At 60.0% G+C, this 26,628-nt stretch carries 25 protein-coding genes; 11 read left to right on the top strand and 14 right to left on the bottom strand.

What is annotated here, in order from left to right:
• The 5 genes from ACA041_RS00220 (at position 1) to ACA041_RS00200 (ending at position 4,500) form a co-directional block, all read left to right on the top strand.
• Positions 1–288: a hypothetical protein gene (locus tag ACA041_RS00220; protein ID WP_497439367.1), complete on the top strand. Its 288-nt coding sequence runs from the start codon at positions 1–3 to the stop codon at positions 286–288.
• An 81-nt stretch (positions 289–369) separates the two neighbouring features.
• Complete coding sequence (locus ACA041_RS00215; RefSeq protein WP_003177151.1) at positions 370–534, top strand: DUF1328 domain-containing protein; 165 nt, start codon at positions 370–372, stop codon at positions 532–534.
• Between the two features lie 2 nt (positions 535–536).
• Positions 537–1,001 (top strand): inhibitor of vertebrate lysozyme family protein, encoded by a 465-nt coding sequence (locus ACA041_RS00210; RefSeq protein WP_497439366.1) that lies wholly within the window; start codon positions 537–539, stop codon positions 999–1,001.
• Positions 1,002–1,716: 715 nt separating this feature from the next.
• Positions 1,717–3,048 carry a glutamate/aspartate:proton symporter GltP gene (gene gltP / locus ACA041_RS00205; protein ID WP_497439365.1) on the top strand — a complete coding sequence of 444 codons (1,332 nt, stop codon included), beginning with the start codon at positions 1,717–1,719 and terminating at the stop codon, positions 3,046–3,048.
• 222 nt (positions 3,049–3,270) lie between these two features.
• Positions 3,271–4,500, top strand: a complete 1,230-nt coding sequence (locus tag ACA041_RS00200; RefSeq protein ID WP_497439364.1) for a nucleoside recognition domain-containing protein — start codon at positions 3,271–3,273, stop codon at positions 4,498–4,500.
• 140 nt (positions 4,501–4,640) lie between these two features.
• Here ACA041_RS00200 and ACA041_RS00195 read toward each other — a convergent pair whose 3' ends face one another.
• The 9 genes from ACA041_RS00195 to ACA041_RS00155 form a co-directional block, all read right to left on the bottom strand.
• Positions 4,641–5,267, bottom strand: coding sequence for an ABC-type transport auxiliary lipoprotein family protein (locus tag ACA041_RS00195; RefSeq protein WP_497439363.1), 627 nt, complete (start codon positions 5,265–5,267; stop codon positions 4,641–4,643).
• The gene (locus tag ACA041_RS00190; RefSeq protein WP_497439362.1) at positions 5,264–6,202 is read right to left on the bottom strand and encodes an MlaD family protein; all 939 of its coding nucleotides are present in this window, start codon (positions 6,200–6,202) and stop codon (positions 5,264–5,266) included. Before ACA041_RS00190 ends, ACA041_RS00195 begins: the two co-directional genes overlap by 4 nt.
• A gap of 1 nt (position 6,203) precedes the next feature.
• Positions 6,204–7,007 carry an ABC transporter ATP-binding protein gene (locus ACA041_RS00185; protein WP_497439361.1) on the bottom strand — a complete coding sequence of 268 codons (804 nt, stop codon included), beginning with the start codon at positions 7,005–7,007 and terminating at the stop codon, positions 6,204–6,206.
• Positions 7,004–8,152: an ABC transporter permease gene (locus ACA041_RS00180; protein WP_497439360.1), complete on the bottom strand. Its 1,149-nt coding sequence runs from the start codon at positions 8,150–8,152 to the stop codon at positions 7,004–7,006. The genes ACA041_RS00185 and ACA041_RS00180 overlap by 4 nt, the downstream gene beginning before the upstream one ends.
• A gap of 54 nt (positions 8,153–8,206) precedes the next feature.
• Positions 8,207–9,235: a DUF5924 family protein gene (locus ACA041_RS00175; RefSeq protein ID WP_497439359.1), complete on the bottom strand. Its 1,029-nt coding sequence runs from the start codon at positions 9,233–9,235 to the stop codon at positions 8,207–8,209.
• A 102-nt stretch (positions 9,236–9,337) separates the two neighbouring features.
• Positions 9,338–10,714 carry a M16 family metallopeptidase gene (locus tag ACA041_RS00170; RefSeq protein WP_497439358.1) on the bottom strand — a complete coding sequence of 459 codons (1,377 nt, stop codon included), beginning with the start codon at positions 10,712–10,714 and terminating at the stop codon, positions 9,338–9,340.
• 87 nt (positions 10,715–10,801) lie between these two features.
• Positions 10,802–12,460 carry a Na/Pi cotransporter family protein gene (locus ACA041_RS00165; RefSeq protein ID WP_497439357.1) on the bottom strand — a complete coding sequence of 553 codons (1,659 nt, stop codon included), beginning with the start codon at positions 12,458–12,460 and terminating at the stop codon, positions 10,802–10,804.
• A gap of 244 nt (positions 12,461–12,704) precedes the next feature.
• The gene (locus ACA041_RS00160) at positions 12,705–13,472 is read right to left on the bottom strand and encodes a TerC family protein (protein WP_497439356.1); all 768 of its coding nucleotides are present in this window, start codon (positions 13,470–13,472) and stop codon (positions 12,705–12,707) included.
• Positions 13,473–13,556: 84 nt separating this feature from the next.
• Entirely contained in the window at positions 13,557–14,864 is a 1,308-nt protein-coding gene (locus ACA041_RS00155) for a CitMHS family transporter (RefSeq protein WP_497439355.1), read from the bottom strand.
• Positions 14,865–15,294: 430 nt separating this feature from the next.
• On the opposite strand from ACA041_RS00155, the gene ACA041_RS00150 reads away from it, so the two are divergent.
• The gene (locus ACA041_RS00150; RefSeq protein ID WP_497439354.1) at positions 15,295–15,696 is read left to right on the top strand and encodes a GFA family protein; all 402 of its coding nucleotides are present in this window, start codon (positions 15,295–15,297) and stop codon (positions 15,694–15,696) included.
• Between the two features lie 102 nt (positions 15,697–15,798).
• Complete coding sequence (locus ACA041_RS00145; RefSeq protein ID WP_497439353.1) at positions 15,799–16,464, top strand: NAD(P)-dependent oxidoreductase; 666 nt, start codon at positions 15,799–15,801, stop codon at positions 16,462–16,464.
• A 5-nt stretch (positions 16,465–16,469) separates the two neighbouring features.
• Here ACA041_RS00145 and ACA041_RS00140 read toward each other — a convergent pair whose 3' ends face one another.
• Entirely contained in the window at positions 16,470–17,420 is a 951-nt protein-coding gene (locus tag ACA041_RS00140; protein ID WP_497439352.1) for a choline sulfate utilization transcriptional regulator, read from the bottom strand.
• A 114-nt stretch (positions 17,421–17,534) separates the two neighbouring features.
• Between ACA041_RS00140 and betC the strand changes: the two genes are divergently transcribed.
• The 3 genes from betC (at position 17,535) to ACA041_RS00125 (ending at position 21,748) form a co-directional block, all read left to right on the top strand.
• A complete protein-coding gene (betC, locus tag ACA041_RS00135) occupies positions 17,535–19,049 on the top strand; it encodes a choline-sulfatase (RefSeq protein ID WP_497439351.1) in 1,515 nt (504 codons plus the stop codon).
• Between the two features lie 16 nt (positions 19,050–19,065).
• A complete protein-coding gene (locus tag ACA041_RS00130) occupies positions 19,066–19,986 on the top strand; it encodes a choline ABC transporter substrate-binding protein (RefSeq protein WP_497439350.1) in 921 nt (306 codons plus the stop codon).
• Between the two features lie 193 nt (positions 19,987–20,179).
• Entirely contained in the window at positions 20,180–21,748 is a 1,569-nt protein-coding gene (locus ACA041_RS00125; RefSeq protein ID WP_497439349.1) for a SulP family inorganic anion transporter, read from the top strand.
• A gap of 111 nt (positions 21,749–21,859) precedes the next feature.
• Here ACA041_RS00125 and aroE read toward each other — a convergent pair whose 3' ends face one another.
• Both aroE and hemF read right to left on the bottom strand, forming a co-directional pair.
• The gene (aroE, locus tag ACA041_RS00120) at positions 21,860–22,681 is read right to left on the bottom strand and encodes a shikimate dehydrogenase (RefSeq protein WP_497439348.1); all 822 of its coding nucleotides are present in this window, start codon (positions 22,679–22,681) and stop codon (positions 21,860–21,862) included.
• A 13-nt stretch (positions 22,682–22,694) separates the two neighbouring features.
• Positions 22,695–23,609, bottom strand: a complete 915-nt coding sequence (gene hemF / locus ACA041_RS00115) for an oxygen-dependent coproporphyrinogen oxidase (protein WP_497439347.1) — start codon at positions 23,607–23,609, stop codon at positions 22,695–22,697.
• A 177-nt stretch (positions 23,610–23,786) separates the two neighbouring features.
• Between hemF and ACA041_RS00110 the strand changes: the two genes are divergently transcribed.
• Entirely contained in the window at positions 23,787–24,764 is a 978-nt protein-coding gene (locus tag ACA041_RS00110; RefSeq protein WP_497439346.1) for an NADPH:quinone reductase, read from the top strand.
• Between the two features lie 117 nt (positions 24,765–24,881).
• Here the strand turns inward: ACA041_RS00110 and tsaC are convergent, their stop codons facing one another.
• Positions 24,882–25,439, bottom strand: a complete 558-nt coding sequence (gene tsaC, locus ACA041_RS00105; protein ID WP_497439345.1) for an L-threonylcarbamoyladenylate synthase type 1 TsaC — start codon at positions 25,437–25,439, stop codon at positions 24,882–24,884.
• A 54-nt stretch (positions 25,440–25,493) separates the two neighbouring features.
• The gene (gene dprA, locus ACA041_RS00100) at positions 25,494–26,600 is read right to left on the bottom strand and encodes a DNA-processing protein DprA (protein ID WP_497439344.1); all 1,107 of its coding nucleotides are present in this window, start codon (positions 26,598–26,600) and stop codon (positions 25,494–25,496) included.
• Positions 26,601–26,628: the final 28 nt, after the last annotated feature.

Here is a 26,628-nt window from a genome sequence, read left to right as displayed (position 1 = left end):
ATGAGTCGCCAACGTGCCGCCCAAATGCGTATCTCGCCACTGCATATCCAGCAAGGTCTGTTTGCTGTTCTGGCGCTATTGATCACCCTGATCGGCGGCCAACAGTTTCAGCGCTGGCAGCAGAGCTCGCAGCAGGAAGCGCCGCGTGTGTCGATTCAGCATCCGGTCCAGACCCATTTCAGCGCTGCCAGCAGCAATCAGGCTGACCTCGCCCCGATGCGAATGATGGACGTCGACCAGGCTCAGCCTGTGGATGAGATGCCCCGTCAGGAACGTTGGGTGTTCTAGATAAACAAACTTGGCGCGCTGGTTGCGCCGGGAAAAGCACCACAAGCATTACCTCTAAATAGAAGCGTAAGGAGAATCACCATGTTGAGCTGGGCAATCACATTCTTGATCATTGCCATCATCGCTGCAGTACTGGGCTTCGGTGGTATCGCGGGCACCGCCACGGGTATCGCCAAGATTCTCTTTGTCGTGTTCCTGGTGATGTTCATTGCTTCGTTCTTCTTTGGCCGTCGCGGTCGAGGCTGAAGATGAACGTTTCATTCAAGACACTGGCAGCCGCCCTGCTACTGGGCGGCAGTGCCATGGCCATGGCCGCCAATGATGGCCAGACGCGGGTCAACGAGCTATTGAGCGCAGACCCTCAATACCGCGAAACCTGGCAAGGCGTTGTGAAGAAAGAAGACCGTCTGCCGGAATGGGTAATGAACCTGTCCGGTGATGCCGAGCAAATGAATGCGGTTGAAGAAGACGGTGAGAAGTATTTGGTCGGGCCGCTTTGCGAAACCCAGGCCACTTGCCTGAATAATCGATTGATTGTGGCCGTCAGCTTCGACAAAAAGGATGCCTACGCTATGCTGGTTGAAGTGCCTGCGGGATTGCCGGCTGACAAGTCGCCAACGCGCCATGCCAGTTATCGCTTTCTTGGAAAGCCGGACCAGGGTATGCAGGACTTGTTGATGGACCAGCTGAAGAAAGATCCAAACTGGTACTGATTTTGAAATATGAAAGAAGCGACACTGCTTCTTTCAAAATGCGCTACCCGATGAAGGTAGACGCATGACCAAGGGGTCGGGTTGTTTTGCCTGTTTCAGGGGCGGAGTGACCTACGGGTACAAGGGGTGCCTGCGCGAGGGCCGGGTCAGGCAAAAGCTGCGACGCAAGTTCGCCGATTAAAGATGTTCGACGGACTTGCGAAGAGCTTACACGCGCAAAGCGTTGACTTAGAGCGCTCCTCCCGATCGCATCGCCGCACCTTCACATCAGCGCCTGGATCCCTGGAAATTCTTTTTCCGGTGGTTCACGCACGACCGTACATCGAGAAATATCACCTGCCTTTTGCGGTTTATTTCCCTCGCGAATTCTCGGATTTTCCTGAAAAAACTCCCTCGCCTGACTGCTCAAAAAACACTCGACACTCCCTGAGATGGCCGGTTCACGGCACTTATGCCTGCCGAAATGTCGTATTCGAACCGGTTGGGACGAGAGTTTCATTGGAAAAAGCTCATGCCGATTCGGCATAGGGTAGGCGTTTACGGCATTAGACGTCGCTTCCTTGCATCGGAATAGTTGCGCCTTTTTTCGCCTGCCAGAGAGCCACTAACAAGCGCTCCGGGGCACCTTATACGGGGGCAGATGCACAAGACTTTTTCGCCACAAGCGTTCCAGTTCCTGCATCGGCCTGAGTCAAACGCAAGTAAGGGTAAAGATATGAAGAAGGCAAAGCTCAGCCTCGCCTGGCAGATCCTCATCGGTCTGGTATTGGGGATTGCAATCGGTGCGCTGCTCAACCACTTCAGTGCCGAAAAGGCCTGGTGGATCAGTAACGTCCTGCAACCGGCAGGCGATATCTTTATCCGTCTGATCAAGATGATTGTGATCCCGATCGTGATCTCCTCCTTGATCGTCGGTATCGCGGGTGTCGGCGATGCGAAGAAGCTCGGCAGCATCGGCTTGAAGACCATCATCTACTTCGAAATCGTCACCACGATCGCCATCGTCGTCGGTCTGGTGCTGGCCAACCTGTTCCATCCGGGTACCGGCATCGACATGAGCACGCTGGGTACCGTCGATATATCCAAGTACCAGGCCACCGCCGCCGAGGTGCAGCATGAACATGCGTTCATCGAAACCATCCTCAACCTGATCCCGTCGAACATCTTCGCGGCAATCGCCCGTGGCGAGATGCTGCCGATCATCTTCTTCTCGGTGTTGTTCGGCCTCGGCTTGTCGAGCCTGAAACCCGACCTGCGCGACCCGCTGGTGAAGCTGTTCCAGGGCGTGTCGGAAAGCATGTTCAAGGTCACCCACATGATCATGAACTACGCCCCGATCGGCGTTTTCGCACTGATCGCGGTGACCGTGGCCAACTTCGGCTTCGCCTCCCTGCTGCCGCTGGCCAAACTGGTGCTGTTGGTTTACTTCGCCATCGCCTTCTTCGCCTTCATGGTGCTGGGCTTGATTGCTCGCCTGTTCGGTTTCTCGGTGATCAAGCTGATGCGCATCTTCAAGGATGAGCTGGTGCTGGCCTACTCCACCGCCAGTTCCGAAACTGTGCTGCCACGCGTCATCGAGAAGATGGAAGCTTACGGCGCACCGAAAGCCATCTGCAGCTTCGTGGTGCCGACCGGTTACTCGTTCAACCTCGACGGCTCGACCCTGTACCAGAGCATTGCGGCAATCTTCATTGCCCAGCTGTACGGCATCGACCTGTCCATCAGCCAGCAATTGCTGCTGGTGCTGACCTTGATGGTGACCTCCAAAGGCATTGCCGGCGTACCGGGTGTGTCCTTCGTGGTGCTGCTGGCGACGCTGGGCAGCGTGGGTATTCCGCTGGAAGGCCTGGCGTTCATTGCCGGTGTCGACCGCATCATGGACATGGCACGTACCGCCCTGAACGTGATCGGCAACGCGTTGGCCGTGTTGGTCATCTCGCGTTGGGAAGGCATGTACGACGACGCTAAGGGCCAGCGCTACTGGAACTCCCTGCCGCACTGGCGCACCAAGGAAAAATTGCCGGCAGGTGAAACCTCCAGCAACTAACGCATAACCCCTGTGGGGATTGGCTTTTCTGTGGGAGCGAGCTTGCTCGCGATAGCGGTAGATTAGTCGACGTCAATGTTGCCTATGAGTCAGTCATCGCGAGCAAGCTCGCTCCCACAGTGATCCGAGCCGCCAGCCACAAATAAACCCCGGAGAAATCCGGGGTTTGTCGTTTCTGGCTACCCCGCTATCATTCGCCGCATTCTTTGGGGGATTTAACTGATGCTCAATGGCCTGTGGCTCGGCTTCTTCATCGTGGCAGCCGTATCGGCGCTGGCGCAGTGGTTGATCGGTGGCAACGCCGGGATCTTCGCGGCGATGGTGGAAAGCATTTTCGCCATGGCCAAATTGTCGGTCGAAGTGATGGTGTTGCTGTTTGGCACCCTCACCCTCTGGCTGGGCTTTCTGCGCATTGCCGAGAAAGCCGGGATCGTCGAGTGGCTGGCCAAGGCGCTGGGCCCGTTGTTCCTGCGTTTGATGCCGGAAGTGCCGGCCGGCCACCCGGCCATCGGCCTGATCACGCTCAACTTCGCCGCCAACGGCCTGGGCCTGGACAACGCCGCCACGCCGATCGGCCTGAAGGCCATGAAGGCGCTGCAAGAGCTCAACCCCAGCGCCACCATCGCCAGCAACGCACAGATTCTTTTCCTGGTCCTCAACGCCTCCTCGCTGACCCTGCTGCCAGTGACGATCTTCATGTACCGCGCCCAGCAAGGTGCGCCTGATCCGACCCTGGTGTTCCTTCCGATCCTGCTGGCGACCAGTTGCTCGACGCTGGTAGGTCTGTTGTCGGTGGCCGTCATGCAACGTCTGCGCCTGTGGGACCCGGTGGTGCTCGCGTACATGATTCCCGGCGCCCTGATACTGGGTGGCTTCATGGCGCTGCTGGCGACGCTCTCGGCGAGCGCCCTGGCCGGCCTGTCATCGATCCTCGGCAACCTGACGCTGTTCGGCCTGATCATGCTGTTCCTGGTGATCGGCGCGTTGCGCAAGGTGAAGGTCTACGAGGCGTTCATCGAGGGCGCCAAAGAAGGTTTTGACGTAGCGAAGAATCTGCTGCCGTACCTGGTGGCGATGCTCTGCGCCGTCGGCGTACTGCGGGCATCCGGGGCCTTGGATTTTGGCCTGGACGGCATTCGGCACCTGGTGGAGTGGGCCGGTTGGGACACCCGCTTCGTCGATGCCTTGCCGACCGCCATGGTCAAACCGTTTTCGGGCAGTGCGGCACGGGCGATGCTGATCGAAACCATGAAGACCTCCGGGGTGGACAGCTTCCCGGCGCTGGTGGCGGCGACGATCCAGGGCAGTACGGAAACGACTTTCTACGTATTGGCGGTGTACTTCGGCGCGGTGGGCATCCAGCGTGCGCGGCATGCGGTGGGGTGTGCGTTGCTGGCAGAGCTGGCCGGGGTGCTTGGCGCCATTGGTGTGTGCTACTGGTTCTTCGGCTAACCGTACCCCCTGTAGGAGCAAACTTGCTCGCGATGGTCGTCAACGATGACGCTGGAAACCTGACACCCCGCGGCGCTCTCAGGTTCTTCGTCGGAACGCCGCCCGGAGCAAGCTCGCTCCTACAGGAGTCAGCGGTGAACTCAAGGCCTCGGCGGCGGTGCAGCTTTTTGACCTTGCTCAACCGCCCAGGCCACCACCTGCGCCGTCAATTGGTCACTCGCCTGGCCAAACCCGGTCACCACCGCCGGCACCTTCACATCGTTCAATGGCTGGCGCACTTCAAAGCGCCGGCTGGCGAGGATTCGCTGGTCATAACCGCGCACCAGCAACGCATCAAGCCGCACGACCACGCTCGCATTGCGGTCCTGGTATTCCGTCTGGAACGCCTGCAGATTGCCGCCCAGTTCCAGGTCCGCCTGGAAATTGCTGTCATCGGTGCTCAGTAGCGATACACGGCCATCACGCTGGAAGCCATCGAGCAGACGATTGCGCAGCAGCACCGGCGCCGGGTCGCTCCAGCGCGAGGCCTTGTAGCTGCTGATCAAGTCACCCTGCGGGATCACCGCGATGTTGGGGCTGTTCAACGCCTGGCTGGCCTGCGGTTTGGCCAGGCGTAGCGACCAGGGTTGCGGCGTACCGTGATGGACCGCGACGCTGCCCGGGGACGCAGGCAGCCGATAGACATCCGACGGCTCGGACTTGGGCAGGATCGAGCAGGAACTGGTCAATGCCAAGGCGGCGAGGAGGGCGACGTGACTCGCTTTCATGGCGTGAATTCCTTGTTCTTGTCACTGCCCAGCAAGTAGCCGCTGGGATTGGCTTCCAGGCGCTGGGAGATGGCCCGCAACGACGTCAGGGTGTCGCGCAACTCACGCACCGCTGGCCCCAGGCCATTGAGGCCCTGCATCCCGCTGTTCAGCGAATCCTGATTGTCGGTGAGCAGCGTGTTGATCGTCGCGCTGCTCTGTTCCAACGATTTCATGGCCTGTTCGGCGCTGCCGAACATCTGTTTGCCCTGATCGCTGAGCAAGCCGTTGGCATTGCGCATCAGCGCCGCCGTCTGCTCCAGCGTGGCCGTGGCCTGCTTGCCGATGGCCCCCAGTTGTTGCATGGCCTGGCGAATGTCGCCACGCTGATCGGCGAGGGTGCCGGTGGTTTGCTCCAGATGCTCGAGGGTCTTGCTGATGCGCTCGACATTCTCCGACGAAAACATCTGGTTGGCGTTGTGCATCAGGGCGTTCACGCCGGCCATCAGGTCGGTGCTGTCGTTGAGTAAGCGGGCGATAGGCGAGGGCGAGGCAACGATTGTCGGTAGATCACCATCCTTGCCCCTGAGCGTCGGACTCTGTGGGGTGCCACCGCTGAGTTGGATGATCGAGGTCCCGGTGATCCCGGTCAGCGCCAGCTTGGCCTGGGTGTCTTCCTTGATCGGCGTATCCCCGCCCAGGCGAATGCGCGCCAGTACCCGGCGCGGGTCTTTCGGGTCCAGGCGCAACGTGACCACGTCGCCGACCTTGATCCCGCTGTACTGCACGGCACTGCCCTTGGATAAACCGCTGACCGCCTCGTTGAAGACGATTTCGTAATCCTTGAACTCGGTATCGACGCTGGACTTGGCCAGCCACAGGCCGAAGAGCAGGGCAGCTGCCACCACAATCACCGTGAACAGGCCGATCAATACATGATGGGCTCGGGTTTCCATGTCATACCTCGTTGAGCTGTTGAGCGGCAGTCAGCGCCGCGCGGCCGCGAGGGCCATGGAAGTATTCGTGAATCCACGCATCGTCCGTTTCCGAGACAACATCGATGGCATCGGCCACCAACACCTTCTTCTGTGCCAGCACGGCGACCCGGTCGGTGATGGTGTAGAGCGTATCGAGATCGTGGGTCACCAGAAACACGCTCAAGCCTAAGGCATCGCGCAAGGTCAGGATCAATTGATCGAACGCCGCCGCACCAATCGGATCGAGGCCGGCGGTGGGTTCGTCGAGAAACAGGATGTCCGGGTCCAGCGCCAACGCCCGTGCCAGTGCCGCACGCTTGATCATGCCGCCGGACAGCGAGGCAGGGTATTTGTCCGCCGCCGACAGTGGCAACCCTGCCAGGGCGAGCTTGACTGCCGCCAGGTGCTCGGCGTCGTCGCGGCTCAGGCCGGCGTGCTCGATCAGGGGCAAGGCGACGTTCTCGGTCACGGTCAGCGAAGAGAACAGGGCGCCTTTCTGGAACAGCACGCCGAAGCGCCGTTCGACCAGCGAGCGCTCATGTTCGGCCAGCGTCGGCAGATTCTTGCCGAAGACCTTCACCACGCCTTCGCTGGGCTGGCGCAAGCCGACAATGCTGCGCAGCAGCACCGATTTACCGCTGCCGGAACCGCCCACCACGGCGAGGATCTCGCCCCTGTACAAGTCCAGGTCAAGGTTTTCGTGCACGCTCTGACGGCCGAAACGATTGCACAACCCTCGGACTTCGATCACCGCCTCGGTGGGCGCTCGGGGTATTCGACTCACCAGCCCATCTCCATGAAAAACAGTGCGGCCACGGCGTCAAGCACGATCACCACAAAAATCGACTGGACCACACTCGACGTCGTGTGGGCGCCGACGGATTCGGCGCTGCCGCTGACCTTGAAGCCTTCAAGACAACCAATGGCGGCGATGAGAAACGCGAAGATCGGCGCTTTGACCATCCCCACCAGAAAATGCTGAACGCCTATATCGGTTTGCAACAGCGACAGGAACATCGCCGGTGAGATATCCAGCGATACCGCGCAGACCACGCCGCCGCCGATAATCCCCGACAGCATCGCCAGGAAGGTCAGCATCGGCAGCGCGACCAGCAGCGCCAGGACGCGCGGCACCACCAGCAGTTCCATCGGGTCGAGTCCCAAGGTGCGGATCGCGTCGATTTCTTCGTTGGCCTTCATCGAGCCGATCTGCGCGGTGAATGCACTGGCGGTGCGCCCGGCCATCAGGATCGCGGTCAGCAACACGCCGAATTCGCGCAGGAAGGAGAACGCCACCAGGTCCACGGTAAAAATACTCGCGCCGAAACTCGCCAGCACCGTCGCCCCGAGAAACGCCACCACGGCGCCCACTAGAAAGGTCAGCAGGGCGACGATGGGCGCAGCATCCAGGCCGGTTTGTTCGATGTGCGCCACCATCGGCGTGAGACGCCAGCGCTTGGGGCGGAACAGCCCACGGGCGATGGTTTCCAGGATCAGGCCGACGAAGCCCAGCAATTGCAGCGTGTCCTGCCAGACCGCGTCCACCGCGCGGCCGATGCGGGTCAGCAGTTGAATGCCGACACTGATTTGCGGCTCCTTGATCGGTACGCAGAAGTCGGTCAGCGAACAATAGACGGTCTGCAACAAGGCGCGGTCTGCCGGGGACAGCGTGCAATCGGGATGCTCGGCGGATCTGCCGAGGCGCTCAGACCCGAGCAACTCCACCAGCAACGATGCCCCCGCGGTGTCGAGCGCGCCGAGGCCGTTAAGGTCGATGTGGGTGCTGTCATCGTATTGGCCGTGAAGCTTTTCGGTCAGGCTTTTGAGATCGGCGTAATGGGCGAGCGTCCAGTCACCCGTAATCTGCAATCGAGCAGGGGTGTCAGAGGGGTCCAGTCGGGCATTGCCGGCCACTGTACTGCTGGTCATAAGCTCCATGCTTGTTCGGCTGTTATGCAGGCTACGTTAATAGCATGAACCGCATTACTTTTCTTTGATCGGTGTGCTGTCCGTGATCTCGAAACGCAGCACCCCGATCAGTTGGCCGTCCTCGGTCAACACCCGGACCTGCCACTTGCCCGCGGGGTTGCCGGGGAAATTCTGCTTGTGGGTCCAGGCCCGATAGCCTTCCTTGCGCCCACCGCGGATGTCCAGCGCGATGCGGTCGACCTCTTTGCCGTTGAACTGCCAGACGTGATAAATCCGTTCGCCCAGACCGCGCGGGGCATTGATCGCGGTGTAGGCGTACAGACCGCCGCCGCGAATCTGTTCGGCACTGACTTCATCAAGGCTGTCGCCGGGAGTGCGGTCCTGCATTTGAGTGCTGATGGCCACGTCGGTCATCCACAGCGTTGCCGGCGGCACCCACGACCGCAGCACCCAGCCGACGCCACCGATGCCCACAGTGATGCTCAGGATGGCCAAGGCGTTGCGCACGGTCCGGATCGGGAAGATCGACGCCAGGCTCGGAAAAGACAGGATGACCGCGGTGCCCAGGGCCAGTTTGAAACTCTGGGACGTGGTCAGGTGCAGGATGACGGGCAGGGCGGTCAGCAGTGCCGCGAACAACGTCAGCGTGTGCAGCGCCAGAAACGCCCAGCGGCGCGGCGCCAACCATTTGTAGTAGAGCGGGTCGATGATGGAAATCAGTGCGGCGATGCACAGCATCCCGGTGAAGAACAACTGGCCACTGTTCCAGGTGGTAGTGATAAAAAAGAACGGCAGGACGAAGAACAGGCTTTCCTGGTGGATCATCTGCGTGGCGTAGCGCAGCAGCGGCCGGGGAATTTCGCGATTGAAGATCCTGGCGAACAGCTTGGTCAGGCTGTTTTCCAGCATCAGCCAGATCCAGCTGATCAGCATGATGATGGTGATCCAGGTCGCCAGGCCTTGCTGACGATCCACCAGCATGAAGCTGCCGACCCCGGAAATGAAACCACCGAGCGCAATAACCCCTGGGTAGCGCTTCATCAATTCCAGGATGCGCTGTACGAAAAGGGTCAGGGTACGCATTCGGCGGTTCGCAATAGTCGTGGGAAAAATCCTCGACAGAGTACCGCCCGCTGGGCGGTGTGGCGAGGGGGATGCGTCCGTTCGACCCACACAGGGCAATGGTTACTTTCTGGGCCGAAAGCGCAAAGCCAATATGCCCAATACCAACAAGCCAAACACCCCGGCAATCGCCCACATCAACTGGTCATAGCTCACCAGCGGCTTTTCGATCCGCAGATAGCCCGGCTGCAAGAGCAATTCACGCATGGCTTTGTTTGCCTCTGCCAGCGTGACCCCCTGCAGCTCTTTGGCCGGGTCGGCGAAGCGGCCTCCGTCGTAGTCCCCAAGGGCGCTCCAGTAGTAATCGGCCAGCGCGCTGTTCCCTTGCACGGCCCAGGCCTGGCGGGCGATGGCGGCCTGTTTGAGACGGTTGAAGGTGTCGGCGTCGAGACCCTCCTTGAGCAAGGCGGCCTTCAACTCATCCAGCACCTGTTCGGCCTCGGGCACGTCGTCGCGCTCAAGGTCGGCATTCAGGCTCATGAAGCCGACTCCGCCAAACACCTCGCGCTCGGCCGAGGGGCCGTAGGACAAACCGTGGGCCAGGCGCAATTGCCGATAGAGCGCCCAGTCCAGATAGTCCTTGAGCAGATCGAAGGTCTGGTCGTGCTGATTTTCCTGCACCGGCTCCGGCACCAGCCAATGCAACTTGGCACCACCGCCGACGAACCCGCGGCTCAGCGTGCGCTCATGGGCCGCACTGGCCTTGATTTCCGGCAGGGGCGGGTGATCGGTCGGATCGACCGGTTCAAGCGCTCCCCAGGTTCGTTCCAGATAGGCCGGCAGCAACCGGTCGAGGTCGCCGACCACGATCAGGGTCATGTTATTGGGCGCGTACCAGGCCTTGCGCACCTGCTCCAGTTGGTCGCGGGTCAGGTGATCGACTTCAGCCCGTTCGGGGCATTTGAGGCCGAGCTCCACCGCCAGTTGATTACTCGCCGAATGGCCCACGTCCTGGCGATCCAGCCAGCGCTGCAGGTGCGAGTAATGGCCGCCGTCTTCGCGCTCGACCACTTGTTTGGCGGCGTTAATGGCGTTGTCGTCGATGCGGGTCTGGGTCAGCAGCGCCAACAGCAGGTCGAGGACCTTGCGCTGGTTTTTCGCCGGAGCCTCGATCACGAATGTCGTGTCGGCATTGCTGGTGTAGGCATTCCACTCGCCGCCCATGGCCTGCATGCGTTCCTCCAGACCGCCTTCGCCAGTGGCATCGATGCCGCTGAACAGCAAGTGTTCGAGCAGATGTGGCAGCTCCTTCTCGCCACAGCTGAAGTCATCGATGCCGACGCCGACCACCAGGCGAATCGCCACATGCCCACGCTCGGTGCCGGGCTTGAGCAGCAATTGCAGGCCGTTGGGCAGGGTATAGCCTTCGACCTGAAAACGATCCAGGGCAAATGAAGGGAATGAGCCAAGCAACAGACAGGCGAACAGCAGGTAACGCATAGCTAGCTTCCATACGACTGATTGGAAATCCGTGTCGCCCCTCAGGAGGCTGAATACAAGTTACTGACTGGCCACTCTGCCAGACGTTCAAGGCGAATGTGTGATGTCAGCCAAATCATCGACGACCAGCGCACCGGTGTCCGTCGTGTCGAGCACCACGTAAGCGCTGCTGCAGAACAGCGAGTTCAGACGTTTCATGTCCGCAATCAGCTCCAGGTGCAGCGAACTGGTCTCGATACTCTGCACGATCTTACGTTGCAAGCGGCTGACGTGAGCATGGGCCAAACGGCGTTCCTGTGCGCGAAAGCGACGTTTCTCCCGGAGCAACTGGCGGGCGCTTTCCTTGTCGGCACTGAGGAACACCGACAAACCGAGGCGCAAGTTGGCGATCAACTGGCTGTGCAGGCCGGCCAATTCTTCCAGGCCGACTTCGGAAAAAGACCGGCGCTGCGAGGTTTTCTGCTGCTGGACCTTGCGCAACATGCGTTCGATCAGGTCGCTGGCGAGTTTGAGATTGATCGCCAGCTCGATGATTTCCGCCCAGCGCCGACTGTCTTGCTCGCTGAGGTCCTCCCGGGGCATTTGCGCCAGGTAGAGCTTGATGGCGCCGCAGAGCGATTCCACATCATCGGTCAAGCGCCGCATTTCCTGGGTCACGGCGGTTTGTTTGCCATGCAGCACATCGAGCATGGCTTCGAGCATGTTGTCGATCAGATCGCCGATGCGCAGGGTTTCCCGGGCGGCGTTGGCCAGCGCCAGACTGGGAGTGACCAACGCCGTCGGATCCAGATGGCGTGGTTTGGCGGTGCCGTTGATATCCGGCCGCTCCGGCAGCAGCCAGGCGCAGAGCCTCGCCATCGGGCCGACACTGGGCAGCAGGATCAGGCAGCGGCCGGTGTTGTAGAGCAAGTGAAAGCCGATGACCATTTCCTGGGGGCTGAAGTCCAGGCTGTCGATCCAGTGCACCAACGGGTCGAGCACCGGAATGATCAGCAGCAGGCCGATCAACTTGTACAGCAGGCTGCCCAACGCAACCTGGCGGCCCGCGGCGTTCTGCATGCTGGTGCTGAGGAAGGCGAGAACGCCACTGCCAATGTTCGCGCCGATCACCAGGCCGATGGCCACGGGCAGGCTGATCACCGCGGCACCGGCCAGGGTCGCCGTCAGCAGGACGGCGGCCAGGCTGGAATAGGAAATCATGGCGAACAGCGCGCCGACCAAGGCATCGAGCAGGATGTCGCCGGTCAGCGAGGCAAAGATCACCTTCACACCTTGGGCCTGGGTGATCGGCGCAGCGGCTTCGACGATCAGTTGCAGTGCCAGAATGATCAGCCCCAGGCCGATACTGACGCGGCCCATCTGTCCCAAACGGGTCTGTTTGCGGGACAGGAAGAAAATCACCCCGAGGAAGATCAATAGCGGCGACAACCACGACAGGTCCAGGGTCAACACCCGCGCCATCAATGCGGTACCGACATCGGCGCCGAGCATGGTCGCCAGGGCCGGGGTCAGCGCCATCAAGCCCTGACCGACAAAGGAGGTGACGAGCATGGCGGTGGCGTTGCTGCTTTGGACCATGGCCGTCACCACGATCCCCGAGATGAATGCCAGCCAGCGCCTGGACATGTTCTGACCGATGACGTGACGCAAGTTGGAACCGTAGACCCGCAAGATGCCGGTTCGGACGATGTGCGTGCCCCAGATCAACAAGGCCACGGCCGATAATAAATTGAGCAGGGTGAGCATGCAGGCCCCCTGTGGTGGTAGCGCCCCAAAGGGGCAAAGTTGACGGTGCCGCGCGTTTTTCTACGTTCTGTACTTAAGCTGTAGTTGGCTAACGGTCTGGGCGCCAGCATCGCATAGCTAAAGAACTGATTGAAACAAAAGTGTCATAAAAAACAGCTTGATGCAGAAACGAACAAAGGGCCCGAAGGCCCTTTGTTTCTTGTGTTGAGGCAGCTTGCTCCCTCATCACAGGAGTTCCGGTGAGTTACTGGCCCGGAACATCCTTGCGCAGTTTCACTGGATCCTGCTGTTTGCGCTTTTTCGCCATCGCGGTGCGCAGCTTGATGTTGATTGTTTCCACACCCAGCGAGAACGCCATGGCGAAGTAGACGTAGCCTTTTGGCAGGTGCACATCCAGAGACTCGGCAATCAACACGGTACCGACCAGCAACAGGAACGACAGCGCCAGCATTTTCAGTGAAGGGTGCTTGTCGATGAACTCGCTGATGGTGCGCGAGGCAACCATCATCACCAGCACCGCAACGATGATCGCTGCAACCATGACCGGCACGTGGGAAACCATGCCCACCGCGGTGATCACGGAGTCCAGCGAGAACACGATGTCGATGATCGCGATCTGGATAATGGTGTAGATGAAGTTGCCGCCCTTGCCCGAAGGCTCGTCGCTGCTTTCGTCCTCGCCTTCCAGCGCGTGGTACATCTCCTGGGAGCTCTTCCACAACAGGAACAGGCCACCGAAGAACAGGATCATGTCACGCCCGGAAATCCCCTGGCCGAACACTTCGAACAGGTCGGCGGTGAGGCGCATGACCCAGGTGATCGACAGCAGCAACAGGATCCGCGTGACCATGGCCAGGGCCAGGCCGAAGATCCGGGTGCGCTGCTGCATGTGTTTGGGCATGCGGCTGACCAGGATCGAAATCATGATGATGTTATCGATACCCAGGACGATTTCCAGGGCGGTCAGGGTAAAGAAGGCAACCCAGATTTCAGGGTTGGTCAGCCATTCCATGTGTATTCCTTTGAGCAATTGTTAAACCAGGCCGGGCCCGGACTTCAAACCGCGAAGCCGGACCCGTCATGGTGAGTCTTGGGCTTATAGAGTGCTGAACAGCGGAAAAATCCCCATCAGCAATGCAGCGACCAGTATGCACAGGCAAACCAGCACTGCCCACTTCAAGGTGAACCGCTGGTGATCACCGAAATCGATACCGGCCAGGGCCACCAACAGGTAAGTCGACGGAACCAGCGGGCTCAACAAGTGGACGGGCTGACCGACGATCGAGGCACGTGCCATTTCCACCGCGGTTATACCGTAATGACTGGCGGCTTCGGCAAGCACTGGTAACACGCCGTAATAAAATGCGTCGTTGGACATGAAGAACGTGAACGGCATGCTCACCAACGCGGTGATTACGGCCAGGTACGGGCCGAGGAAATCCGGGATAACCCCCAACAGGCTCTTCGACATCGCGTCGACCATGCCGGTGCCCGACAGGATACCGGTGAAGATGCCCGCGGCAAAGATCAGCCCGACCACCGCCAGCACGCTACCGGCGTGGGCCGAGATGCGGTCCTTCTGCTGTTGCAGGCACGGGTAGTTGACGATCATCGCGATACTGAAGGCCACCATGAACAACACGGGCAGCGGCAACAGGCCGGCAACCAGGGTGCACATCAGGGCCAGCGTCAGCGCGCCATTAAACCAGATCAGCTTCGGCCGACGGGCATCCGGGAACTGGGAAACGCTGATTTCGCTGTGGTCGATTTCATCGCCCACCAGGTGCAATTCACCCAGACGGGCACGTTCACGTTTACCGTAGAAGTAGGCAATCGCCAGGATCGCCACTACACCGGCCAACATCGCCGGCACCATCGGCACAAAGATGTCGGACGGATCAACGTGCAGCGCACTCGCCGCACGAGCGGTCGGACCGCCCCATGGGGTCATGTTCATCACGCCGCCGGCGAGGATGATCAGGCCGGCCATGATCCGCGGGCTCATGCCGATCCGGCTGTAGAGCGGCAGCATGGCGGCCACGCAGATCATGTAAGTGGTGGCGCCGTCACCATCGAGGGAAACCACGAGCGCCAGCACGGCCGTGCCGACCGACACTTTCAGCGGATCGCCCTTGACCAGCTTGAGGATCTTGCGCACGGCCGGGTCGAACAGGCCGGAGTCGATCATCAGGGCAAAGTAGAGAATGGCGAACATCAGCATCACGCCGGTCGGCGCAAGCTTGGTGATGCCTTCGAGCATCATCGGGCCGATCTTCGGCGCGAAACCACCGAACAACGCAAACACAATCGGGATGATGATCAGAGCGATCAGCGCGGACAGGCGCTTGGTCATGATCAGGAACATGAACGTGATGACCATGGCGAAGCCAAGGAAAGTCAGCATGGGAATACTCCAGGCATAGCGCGGCTAGGGAATGGGCGAACCGGATGGGGTCAGCGCAGAACAGGAAGCACGAGGCGTACGGGCGGAGTGGCGGCGAAGCGGCGGGTAGCAGAAGACATCAGGATCACCATTGTTGTTGTTAAATGGGCTGTGCGAGCGATAAAAACACTGGCATTGGCCAACCGGTCTGTTGCCGGTAGTGGGGCGATCCTAATCGCGCAAGCTTTCACCCAGCTTTCGCGGATGAAAGCATTGACGGTGTGTGCTACCGGTCGTCGGACCGGGGCAGAGAGGGAAACCGGGTTGAGGCTTTCGTCGGATCGCCGCCCGGAGCCGGCTCGCTCCCACAGGTCGGTGGCCACTCATGACCCACTGTGGGAGCGAGCCTGCTCGCGAAGGCGTCGGTAAATTTGCATGAGGAGGGAAGATCATGAGCGAACTTCAAACTGGCGGCTGCCATTGCGGCCAATTGCGCTATCAGTTCATCGGACCGCTGCATGACATCGCCCACTGTCATTGTTCGATCTGTCGGCGGGTCAGCGGGGGAATTGTGACCACCTGGATCACCGTGCCTGCGACGGCTTTTCAATGGCTGGCCGGGGAGCCGGCGCGATACGACTCTTCTGCGACCTGCGCACGCTACTTCTGCCGCACCTGTGGGGCGCAGCTGGCGCTGGTGACTCGCCTTAGTCCGGACAGCATCGACGTGACCATCGCCACGCTCGATCACCCCGAACGGGCCCCGGCCGAGCGCCACATCTGGACCGATAGCCGTTTGCCATGGCTGCACCTGGATGAGCACTTGCCCTCTGAGCCGGAAGAAACACTCTGATCAAAAAATAGACAGGTCCAGTAATCCCTCTAAAACCGGTCGAACCCTCACCGTTTGCCACAGGTCACACGCCATATAAGTCGCGAACAAGGAATAGCAGCCATGAAAAATGCCGAAACCCCCGTAGTGAAAGTGGTGCTTTATGGTGCCATGAGTAGCCTGGGCAGTGCGCTGATGGCTGAAATGCTACGGCGCCAACATGAAGTGATCGCTATTCTCGATGACCTGACCGCACTTGCGCCACGCCCGGGCTTGCGGACCAAGACCGGCGATCTGTTCGACGCGCAGCGGGTGAAGCAAAGCGTAGCCGGCAGCTCGGCGGTCATTTGCCTGTTGGATGCTCCCGGCTTGCCGTTCAGCAGCGAGCATGTGGAAAAAACCATCGTACCGGGACCGGTCGAACAAGTGCTGGCGGTGGATGCGCTGATTGAAGGCATGCAGGCTGCAGGTATTGCCCGGCTTTTTCTGGTAGGCGATTTCGAGGTGCTGGATGATCCGGAGATAGAGGATCAATTGGTACACCACGCCGCCGAAGAAATCCGCGAGGCTCTGCAAAGCAGTTCCTTGCACTGGACGCTGGTGAATGCGCCACGCGGGGTGCCAGGGCTGACGATTGAACATTTCAGCCATGTCAGCAGCAGCCTGGAGCCGGGTCTGGCCGAACCGCTGGGACGATTGAACCGAGTCGCGGTAGGAATTGCCGATGAGCTGCACCTGAATTTGCATGTTGGTGAGCATGTGAATTTCATTGCGGCTTCAGAACCTTGAAAGATTCACACGGCAATCGAAGGTAGAGGCAGGCCGTTAAGCGTTTGCGAACTGCTGGCCTGCTCGGCCATCAACCAGTCCACGAATTGTTGAATCAACGGCCCTCGGCGTTTGCGCTGCGGCAGCACCACGTAATAACCCTGCCTGGAAATCACCGTTTGCTCGATCGGCCGACACAACAGCCCTTGCGCCAGCAGGTTATCCACAAGGTGCCGCCATCCTATGGCCACGCCCTGGCCACCGATTGCCGCTTGAATCAGCAAGGTGTAATTGTCGAAGCGCAATTGCCCTGGCGCTGGCGCCGACGAAATGCCCAGTTCGCGAAAAACGCCACTCCAGTCGAACCAGTTGCTGCTGTTTTCTCCACGAAGGTGCAGTAAAGGGAGGTCAAGCAAAGCCTGAGCCGGCAAGGGCAGGGACCGGTCCTTTAATAGCAGCGGACTGCACACCGGAAACACTTCTTCGCTGAACAGCCAATGACTCTCGCCCTGCTTGAATCGACCGTCACCGAACAAGATCGCGACATCGATATCGGAGCGCAGCATGTTGAGGCTGCGTTCGCTGGTGACCAGGCTGACATCTACCTGAGGGTTGGCGGCATGAAATCGATGCAATCGCGGCATCAGCCAATACGCGGCGAAAGCAAAATCAGTGGCTACCTGCAATACCTCATGTTGATGCTGTGCACTGATTGCACACAATCCTGCGTCGATATTCTGCAAACCAAGCTGAACTTGTTCGAAAAGTATCGTCCCGGCCTCGGTCAATTCGATGCCGCGATAGATGCGGTCGAATAGCCGAGCCCCGAGCTGTTCTTCCAGCCTTTTGATCTGTTGGCTGATGGCGGGTTGCGTTGTGCCGAGCTCCACCGCTGCAGCAGTAAAGCTGCGCTGTCGGGCTGCGGCCTCGAAGGCACGCAGCAAGTCCAGAGACAAATCACCAAGGGCGTCATACATAAGCTGTGCTTATCCTAGTCATTGCCGCGCATGGGCTTTACCACAAACTGCATGGGCTCCATGCTCGATCGCAGCACTCTCGCATAAATATTCACTATGGAATGCCGCGATCACATGAAGCGCAAGAATATTCTTTTCATCATGGCCGATCAGATGGCCGCGCCAATGTTGCCGTTTTACGGTCCTTCGCCCATCAAATTGCCCAACCTGAGCCGCCTCGCTGCAGAAGGCGTGGTGTTCGACGCCGCTTATTGCAACAGTCCGCTATGCGCGCCATCGCGATTTACCCTGGTCAGTGGTCAGTTGCCGAGCAAGATCGGTGCCTATGACAATGCGGCCGATTTTCCCGCCGATGTACCGACTTATGCCCACTACTTGCGTCGCCTCGGTTACCGCACCGCCTTGTCCGGCAAGATGCACTTTTGCGGCCCCGATCAGTTGCACGGCTATGAAGAACGCCTGACCAGCGACATCTACCCGGCCGACTATGGATGGTCGGTGAACTGGGACGAACCGGACGTGCGTCCGACCTGGTTCCACAATATGTCTTCGGTACTGCAGGCCGGGCCGTGTGTGCGCACCAATCAACTGGATTTTGACGAAGAGGTCGTGTTCAAGGCCCAGCAGTACCTGTTCGACCACATCCGTGAGGATGGCGACCAACCATTTTGCCTCACCGTTTCCATGACTCATCCCCACGATCCGTACACCATCCCCAAGGCGTTCTGGGACCTGTACGACGACGCCGACATCCCGCTGCCTGAAACCCCGGCGCAGACCGATCTTGACCCGCACTCCCAACGCCTGCTCAAGGTTTATGACCTGTGGGACAAACCGCTGCCTGTGGATAAAATCCGCGACGCGCGACGCGCTTATTTCGGAGCTTGCAGCTATATCGACAGCAACGTCGGCAAACTTCTGCAAACTCTCGAAGATACCGGTCTTATCGATGACACCATCATCGTGTTCTCCGGTGACCACGGTGACATGCTCGGGGAACGAGGGCTCTGGTACAAAATGCACTGGTTCGAGATGGCTGCGCGAGTCCCGCTATTGATCAGTGCACCTGGACAATTCGGCGCAGGCCGGGTCAGCGCTGCGGTATCCACCGCCGATCTGTTGCCGACCTTCGTCGAACTGGCCGGCGGCTCCCTGGAGCCAGGTTTGCCACTCGACGGTCGCTCGCTGGTCTCGCACCTGCAAGGGCAGGGCGGTCACGATGAAGTCTTTGGCGAATACATGGCTGAGGGCACCATCAGCCCATTGATGATGATTCGCCGCGGCGCCTACAAATTCATCTACAGCGAAGACGACCCTTGCCTACTCTTCGATGTACACAACGACCCGCGTGAACAGGAAGAACTCAGTCAGTCGCCGCAACATTTGCCCTTGTTCGAGGAGTTTCTCGCCGAAGCGCGGGCCAAATGGAATATCCCGGCGATCCACCAACAGGTGCTCGCGAGCCAGCGTCGCCGGCGCTTTGTCGCCGAAGCGCTGACCATCGGCAAGCTGAAGAGCTGGGATCACCAGCCGCTAGTGGACGCCAGTCAGCAATACATGCGCAACCATATCGACCTTGATGATCTGGAGCGCAAAGCACGTTATCCACAACCCTGCCAAAACCAATAATGTTAAGGGGAAGTCCATGCATAAGTTATCCACAGTACTGACGGTCGGGCTACTGGCTCTGGGCAGTGCTTCGGCGTATGCCGAGCAAAGCTGCAGCACCGTGAAGATGGCCGACCCTGGCTGGAGCGACATTGCCGCGACCAACGCCATCACCGGTTTTCTGCTGGACGGCATGGGCTACAAGGCCAAAGTCGACACCCTGGCGGTGCCGATCACCTTTGGCGGGCTCAAGGATGGCCAGGTGGATGTGTTCCTGGGTAACTGGATGCCGGCGCAGCAAGGTTTCTACGACAAGTTCGTCGCTACCGGCGATGTTACTCAACTGGCGAAAAACCTTGAAGGCACCGAATTCACACTCGCCGTTCCGGATTATGTCTGGGACGCGGGCGTGCGTGACTTTGCCGACCTGAACAAGCACGCCGACAAGTTCGACAAAAAGATCTATGGCATCGGCTCCGGCGCTCCGGCCAACATCTCCTTGCAGGAAATGATCAAGAAGAACGACTTTGACATGGGCCAATGGAAACTGGTCGAGTCCAGCGAACAGGCGATGCTGGCCGAAGTGTCCCGAGCCGTGAAAAAACAGAAGTTCGTGACCTTCCTCGGCTGGACCCCGCACCCGATGAACGTGCAGATGAAAATGCATTACCTGAAGGGCGGCGAGAAGTATTTCGGCGACACCGGCAGCGTCCATACCCTGACCCGCAAAGGTTACGCACAGGCCTGTCCGAACGTTGGCAAACTGCTCACCAACCTGAGTTTCACCCAGGAAATGGAGAACAGCATCATGGCCGAGGTGGCGAACAAGAAAATCAGCAATGCCGAGGCGGCCAAGGCCTGGATCAAGGCCAATCCGGCGGTGCTGGATAAATGGCTGGACGGGGTGAAGACCGTGGATGGGAAGGATGCCTTGCCGGCGGTTAAAGCCAAGTTGTAAGAGTTATCTGTGGCGAGGGAGCTTGCTACCGCTCGGCTGCGAAGCAGTCGCAAACCCGGCGAATGCGGTCTGCCTGAAAAGAACGCGATGGCTGGTTTTGGGGCTGCTTCGCAGCCCAGCGGTAGCAAGCTCCCTCGCCACAATAATCGCATCGTCCTGATACCCTTACACAAACCCCCACCCGAGAGGATCCATGGCCTTCCCCAGCCGCCATACACTCTTCCCCTTCTTGAATTGGCTGCCGCGGCAAACCCGCGCCAGCGTCGGCCGGGACCTGATCGTCGGCCTCAGCGGTGCCATCCTGGCCTTGCCGCAATCCATCGCCTACGCCCTGATTGCCGGTCTCCCACCGGAATATGGCCTGTACGCCGCGATCATCCCGGTGCTGATCGCTTGTCTTTGGGGTTCGTCGTGGCATCTGATTTGTGGTCCGACGGCGGCCATTTCCATTGTCCTGTACGCCAGCGTCAGCCCGCTGGCCGTCCCCGCGACAGAGGACTACATCACCCTGATCCTGTTACTGACGCTGCTCGCCGGTATTTTCCAGTGGTTGTTGGGTTTGCTGCGCTTCGGTGCCTTGGTGAATTTCGTTTCACACTCGGTAGTGCTGGGCTTCACCCTTGGCGCGGCGGTGGTGATTGCCATCGGTCAAATGCCGAACCTGCTCGGGCTGGAACTGCCCAACCAGGCCACGGCGCTGGACAGCTTCCTGATGGTGTTCAAACACCTGGGCGACGTGGATAAACCCTCGCTGGTGCTGGGGTTGGCGACGGTAGGGGTGGGCGTGATCCTGAAACTGCTGCTGCGACGCTGGCCAACCTTATTGATCACCCTGATATTGAGTGGGCTGCTGGTCTGGCTCTGGCCGGCGATGTTCGGTCACGTGAAGCTGGTCAGCGCGTTTGTCGGGCGGCTGCCGCCTTTCAGCCCGTTGCCGCTGGATCTGGACCTGATCCTGCGCCTGCTGCCCAGCGCGGTGGCAGTCGGGATGCTCGGGCTGGTGACGAGCCTGTCGATTGCCCGCTCCTTGTCGGCTCGCTCGCAGCAGCTGCTCGACGCCAATCAGGAAGTCCGCGCCCAGGGATTATCGAACATGGTGGGCGCATTCTTTTCCGGCTCGCTGTCAGCCGGTTCCTTCACCCGTTCGGGCCTGAGCTACGAAGCCGGCGCCTGCTCGCCGCTAGCAGGGGTTTTCTCGGCGTTGTGGGTGGCGCTGTTTGCCATCTTCGGCGCGAGCCTGATTGCGCACATACCCATCCCGGCCATGGCTGGCAGTATTCTATTGATCGCTTGGGGACTGGTGGACCATCGCGGCATTCGTGCGTTGTTGCGAGTCAGCCGCGCCGAGTTTCTGGTCATGGCGCTGACCTGTATCGCCACACTGCTGCTGGAGTTGCAGACGGCGATCTATGCCGGGGTATTGGCTTCGCTGTTCTTCTACCTCAAGCGCACTTCGCAACCGCGGGTGCAGCATTGGCGCGACGGTGATGAAGACATCCTGCGAGTGGGCGGGTCGATCTTTTTCGGCGCCAGCCACTACCTGCAAGTGCGCCTGCAACGGATGCACGGCGTACGCGTGGTGATCGAGGCGCAGCAGATCAACTTCATCGACTATTCAGGTGTGGAAATGCTGCACCAGGAAGCGCGGCGGCTGCTGCAACAGGATCGCAGCCTGACGTTGCGCGGGGCCAGATCTCCGGTGGTGGAGGAGCTGAGAAAGCTGGAAGGGGCGGAGAAATGCCCGATCCGGTTTGAAGACTGAAACACCGCCCCGCCCCTGTAGGAGCGAGGCTTGCCCGCGAAGAACGATAACGCGGTATACCTGATCCATCGCGGCGTCCCATTCGCGGGCAAGCCTCGCTCCTACAGGTAATTACAGCGCGAGTTGTCGGCGGAGTTCTGCCAGTACCGGCGCGGTATCGGGCCGCACGCCGCGCCACAGGAAGAATGCTTCCGCCGCCTGCTCGGCGAGCATCCCCAGGCCATCCATCGATACCGCCGCGCCATGTTCGCCGGCCCAGCGGCAGAACGAGGTCGGCTCCTTGCCGTACATCATGTCGTAGCAGACCGTCTGGCCCGGCTCGATCAAGCTGCTGGCAATCGGCGGTACATCGCCGGTCAGACTCGCGGACGTCGCGTTGATGATCAGGTCCACCGGTTCCTGCAGCCAATCGAAACCGCTGGCCGACACCGGCCCCAGGTCCGCGAACAGCTCCGCCAGCAACTCGGCTTTTTCCACCGTGCGGTTGGCGATGATCACCGAGGCGGGGTGCTCGGCCAGCAACGGCTCCAGCGCGCCGCGAACGGCACCACCGGCACCCAGCAGCAGGATGCGTTTGCCCTTAAGGCTGAAACCGGCATTGACCGTCAGGTCCCGCACCAGTCCTGCGCCATCGGTGTTGTCACCCAGCAGGCTGCCATCGGCGAGTTTGCTCAGGGTGTTCACCGCACCAGCCCGTTGCGCTCGCTCCGTCAGACTGTTCGCCAGGCGATAGGCGTCTTCCTTGAACGGCACCGTTACATTCGCCCCGCGACCTTCGCGAAAAAATGCCCGCGCGCAGCCGCAAAAGTCATCCAGTGGTGCCAGCAAGGTGCTGTAGTCGAGCTTTTGCGCGGTTTGCTCGGCAAACAGACGGTGGATCAACGGCGACTTGCTGTGGCCGATCGGGTTACCAAATACGACATAACGATCCATCAGCATTCCTCGTTCAGGCCTCGGCCAACCAATCGCGGTCTTGCAGGAAGTATTCGGTCAGGCGCGCTTCTTCGCTGCCCGGCTCGGCTTTCCAGTCATAAGACCAGCGAACTTGCGGTGGCAGTGACATCAGGATCGACTCGGTGCGCCCGCCCGATTGCAGGCCGAATAGCGTACCGCGGTCGTAGACCAGGTTGAATTCAACGTAACGGCCACGCCGGAACTCCTGGAACTCACGCTGTTTGGCGGTGTACGCATCATTTTTGCGGCGCTGCACGATCGGCAGGTAAGCGTCGATGAAGGCATCGCCAATGGCACGTATGAAGGCGAAGCTGGTATCGAAGTCCCACTCGTTCAGATCATCGAAAAACAGACCACCGATACCCCTTGGCTCGTGACGATGCTTGATGTGGAAGTAGCTGTCACACCAAGCCTTGTAGCGCGAATAGACGTCCGGACCGAACGGCGCGCAAGCCTGCTCGGCGACGCGGTGCCAGTGCACGCAATCATCGATGTTGCCGTAATAAGGGGTCAGGTCGAAGCCGCCACCGAACCACCAGACCGGCTCTTCACCTTCTTTTTCAGCGATGAAAAAGCGCACGTTGGCGTGGGAAGTCGGCACATGCGGGTTGTGCGGGTGAATCACCAGCGACACGCCCAGGGCTTCGAAGCCACGGCCGGCCAGCTCGGGGCGATGGGCGCTGGCGGACGGTGGGAGACCACTACCGAAGACGTGGGAAAAGTTGACCCCGCCTTTTTCGATCACCGTGCCGTTTTCGATCACTCGGGTGCGACCGCCGCCGCCGGCAGGCCGGGCCCAGGCGTCTTCGACGAAATGCGCACCGCCGTCCTCGGCTTCCAAAGCAGCGCAAATGCGGTCTTGCAGGTCGAGCAGGTAGGCTTTTACGGCCTCGGTGCGGGTCGTCATGTCATCACCTTGAATCGGGCAAAGCTACGCGGCGCTCCATCGGAGCGGGGGCCGGCGCAAATGGGCGCGTAGCATAACATCGCAGGTGCACCCTTCGCAGTTGACGAAGATCAAGCTTGGGAGTTCGATAGGGAGCTTGGCGCTACAACTAGAAGCCAAGACCCAAGGAGAGTTCTGATGGCAAAACGTATCCAGTTCCGCGCCCATGGCGGTCCCGAAGTACTCGAGTATGTCGATTACCAACCCGCCGAGCCCGGCCCGCAGCAGGTCCGCGTGGCCAACAAGGCCATCGGCCTGAACTTCATCGACACCTACTACCGCAGCGGTCTTTACCCGCCGCCGGCCCTGCCATCAGGCGTGGGTTCGGAAGGGGCAGGGGTGGTCGAGGCAGTCGGCAGCGAAGTCACCCGGTTCAAAGTCGGTGATCGCGTGGCTTACGGTAGCGGCCCGTTGGGTGCCTACAGTGACGTCCATGTATTGCCGCAAGACAATCTGGTGCATCTGCCGGACGCGATAAGCTTTGAACAAGCCGCAGGGGTGATGCTCAAGGGCCTGACCGTACAGTACCTGCTGCGTCAGACCTATGAACTCAAAGGGGGCGAAACCATCCTGTTTCACGCTGCCGCAGGTGGCGTCGGCTCCCTGGCCTGCCAATGGGCCAAAGCCCTGGGCGTGAAGTTGATCGGCACGGTCAGTTCACCGCAGAAAGCGGCATTGGCCAAGGCGAACGGCGCTTGGGCCACCATCGATTACAGCCGTGAAAATGTCGCACAGCGTGTACTGGAATTGACTGACGGCAAAAAAGTCCCGGTGGTGTACGACGGCGTCGGCAAGGACACCTGGCTGACTTCGCTCGATAGCGTGGCGCCTCGAGGCCTGGTAGTGAGCTTCGGTAATGCGTCGGGCGCGGTAGACGGGGTGAACCTGGGGATTCTCTCGGCGAAGGGTTCGCTGTACGTGACCCGGCCGACCCTGGCGACTTATGCCAACAATGCAGAAAATCTGCAGCGTATGGCCGATGAGCTGTTCGAGATGATCATCAGCGGCAAGCTGAAGGTGGACATCAGCCAGAAGTATCCATTGGCGGAGGCGGCGAAGGCGCAGGCCGAGTTGTCGGCGCGGCGTACTACCGGCTCGACTGTTTTGTTGCCTTAATATTTTTTGGTGTTTGAAAAGACCTCTTCGCGAGCAGGCTCGCTCCCACAGGGTATTTGTGATCAATACATAACCTATGTGGGAGCGAGCCTGCTCGCGAATGGCCGCGCCGCGATCTCAATCCGGACGAATTACGTTTCCAGTCGCCAGGTCTCGGATCACGCTCGGGTTCTTGCGCCCACCCAGGTTCCCGCCCAACACCAAATCCAACTGCTCACGGAAATACTGCTCCACGCGAATCCGCGTCCGCGCTGCAGGCCGCCCTTGAGGATTAGCCGAGGTAGACACCAGCGGCCCCACCAACGCACACAAATCCCGCACCTGCGGATGATCGCTGACCCGCAACGCCACGGTCTCGTGCACGCCGGTGATCCACTGCGGCAATAGATTCTGGTGCGGCACCAGCCAGGTGTTCGGCCCCGGCCAGGTACTGGCCATGCGATCCATCCACAACTCGGGAAAGTCTTCGAAGAGGAAATCGAACTGGCGGATATTATCGGCGACCAGAATCAGGCCCTTTTCCACCGACCGCCCCTTGATCATCAGCAGACGATCCACCGCTTCTTCGTCCCAAGGATCGCAACCCAGGCCCCAGACCGCTTCGGTTGGGTAGGCAATGACCGCGCCTGCGCGAATGGCTCGTGCGGCTTGTTGCACACGCCAACTGTTGACCATGAAAAACTCTCCGGAATAAGGCTCTGCGCAGTTTACCGTTCTTCCTTATAAAACCTAGCTCACCCGCGCAAACCAGCGCCCGCTTTCGCAAACCGCATGGCCCTCCATTTCCAGTTCCGTCAGTGCTGCCAGCACTTTGGGCAAGGCCCAGCCGCTGGTGATGGACAACGCTTCACTGGTATGGGGCGCCGCATGAAGCAGCATGAGCAACGGATGAGTCGCCATAGTGGAGGGCGTCTCGGTGGATAACGGCAGTCGTTGCCAGCCGCGCAAGGCTTCGAGGATATGTTCAATGGTTTCGACCAGCACCGCTCCGTCGCGGATCAACTGATGACAACCTTTTGCCCCAGGGTGGTGGATCGACCCTGGAATCGCATAAACCTCGCGACCTTGTTCCGCCGCCAGCCTCGCGGTGATCAACGAACCACTGGCGACACTGGCCTCGACCACCAGTACACCGAGGGATAAACCGCTGATGATCCGGTTGCGTCGCGGGAAGTTGCTGGCGTTAGGGCCGGCGTCCAGCGGGAACTCCGAAAGCACCGCGCTACCTGACGCAATCATGGCCTCGGCCAGGCGTCGATTGCGCTGTGGATAAAACTTTTCAAGTCCCGTGCCAAGTACCCCGACCGTTCGCCCGCCCACGTCCAGCGCGGCCTGGTGTGCAGCGGCATCAATTCCGAGGGCCAGACCGCTGGTAATGACAAAACCGGCGCTCGCCAGACTACGGGAAAACGCCGCGGCGGTGTCCATCCCGGGCCGGGAAGCACGACGGCTGCCGACCATCGCCAGCTGTGGTTTTTCCAGAATGCCCGGATCGCCCGCCACGAATAACAGCGGTGGCGCATCGCTGATTTCAGCGAGTAACGCCGGGTAGTCAGGTTGGTCCCACATCAGTAAATGCTGGCCCGGGTGCTCTAGCCACGCCAATGCGTGGCTCGCCCCATCACGAACTTCACTGGAGCGCCTCGCTTGCGAGCAAGCCAGCGGTAAGCCCAGCGCACGCCAGGCACTGGCTGGCGCGCTGATGGCTTTAGACGCCGAACCGAAGGCCTCGAGCAATTTCTTGAAGCGCGCAGGGCCGAGTTCGGGCAAACGGTGCAGACGTAAACGAGCTTCCAGTTCCGCGGGGGAAACCGGTGCAACATCAGGCAGCGACATGGATCATCCTTGATCGTTATGAGCCCCG

This window comes from Pseudomonas sp. LBUM1676 (assembly GCF_059695605.1).
This window is presented reverse-complemented; position numbering and strand designations above follow the sequence as displayed.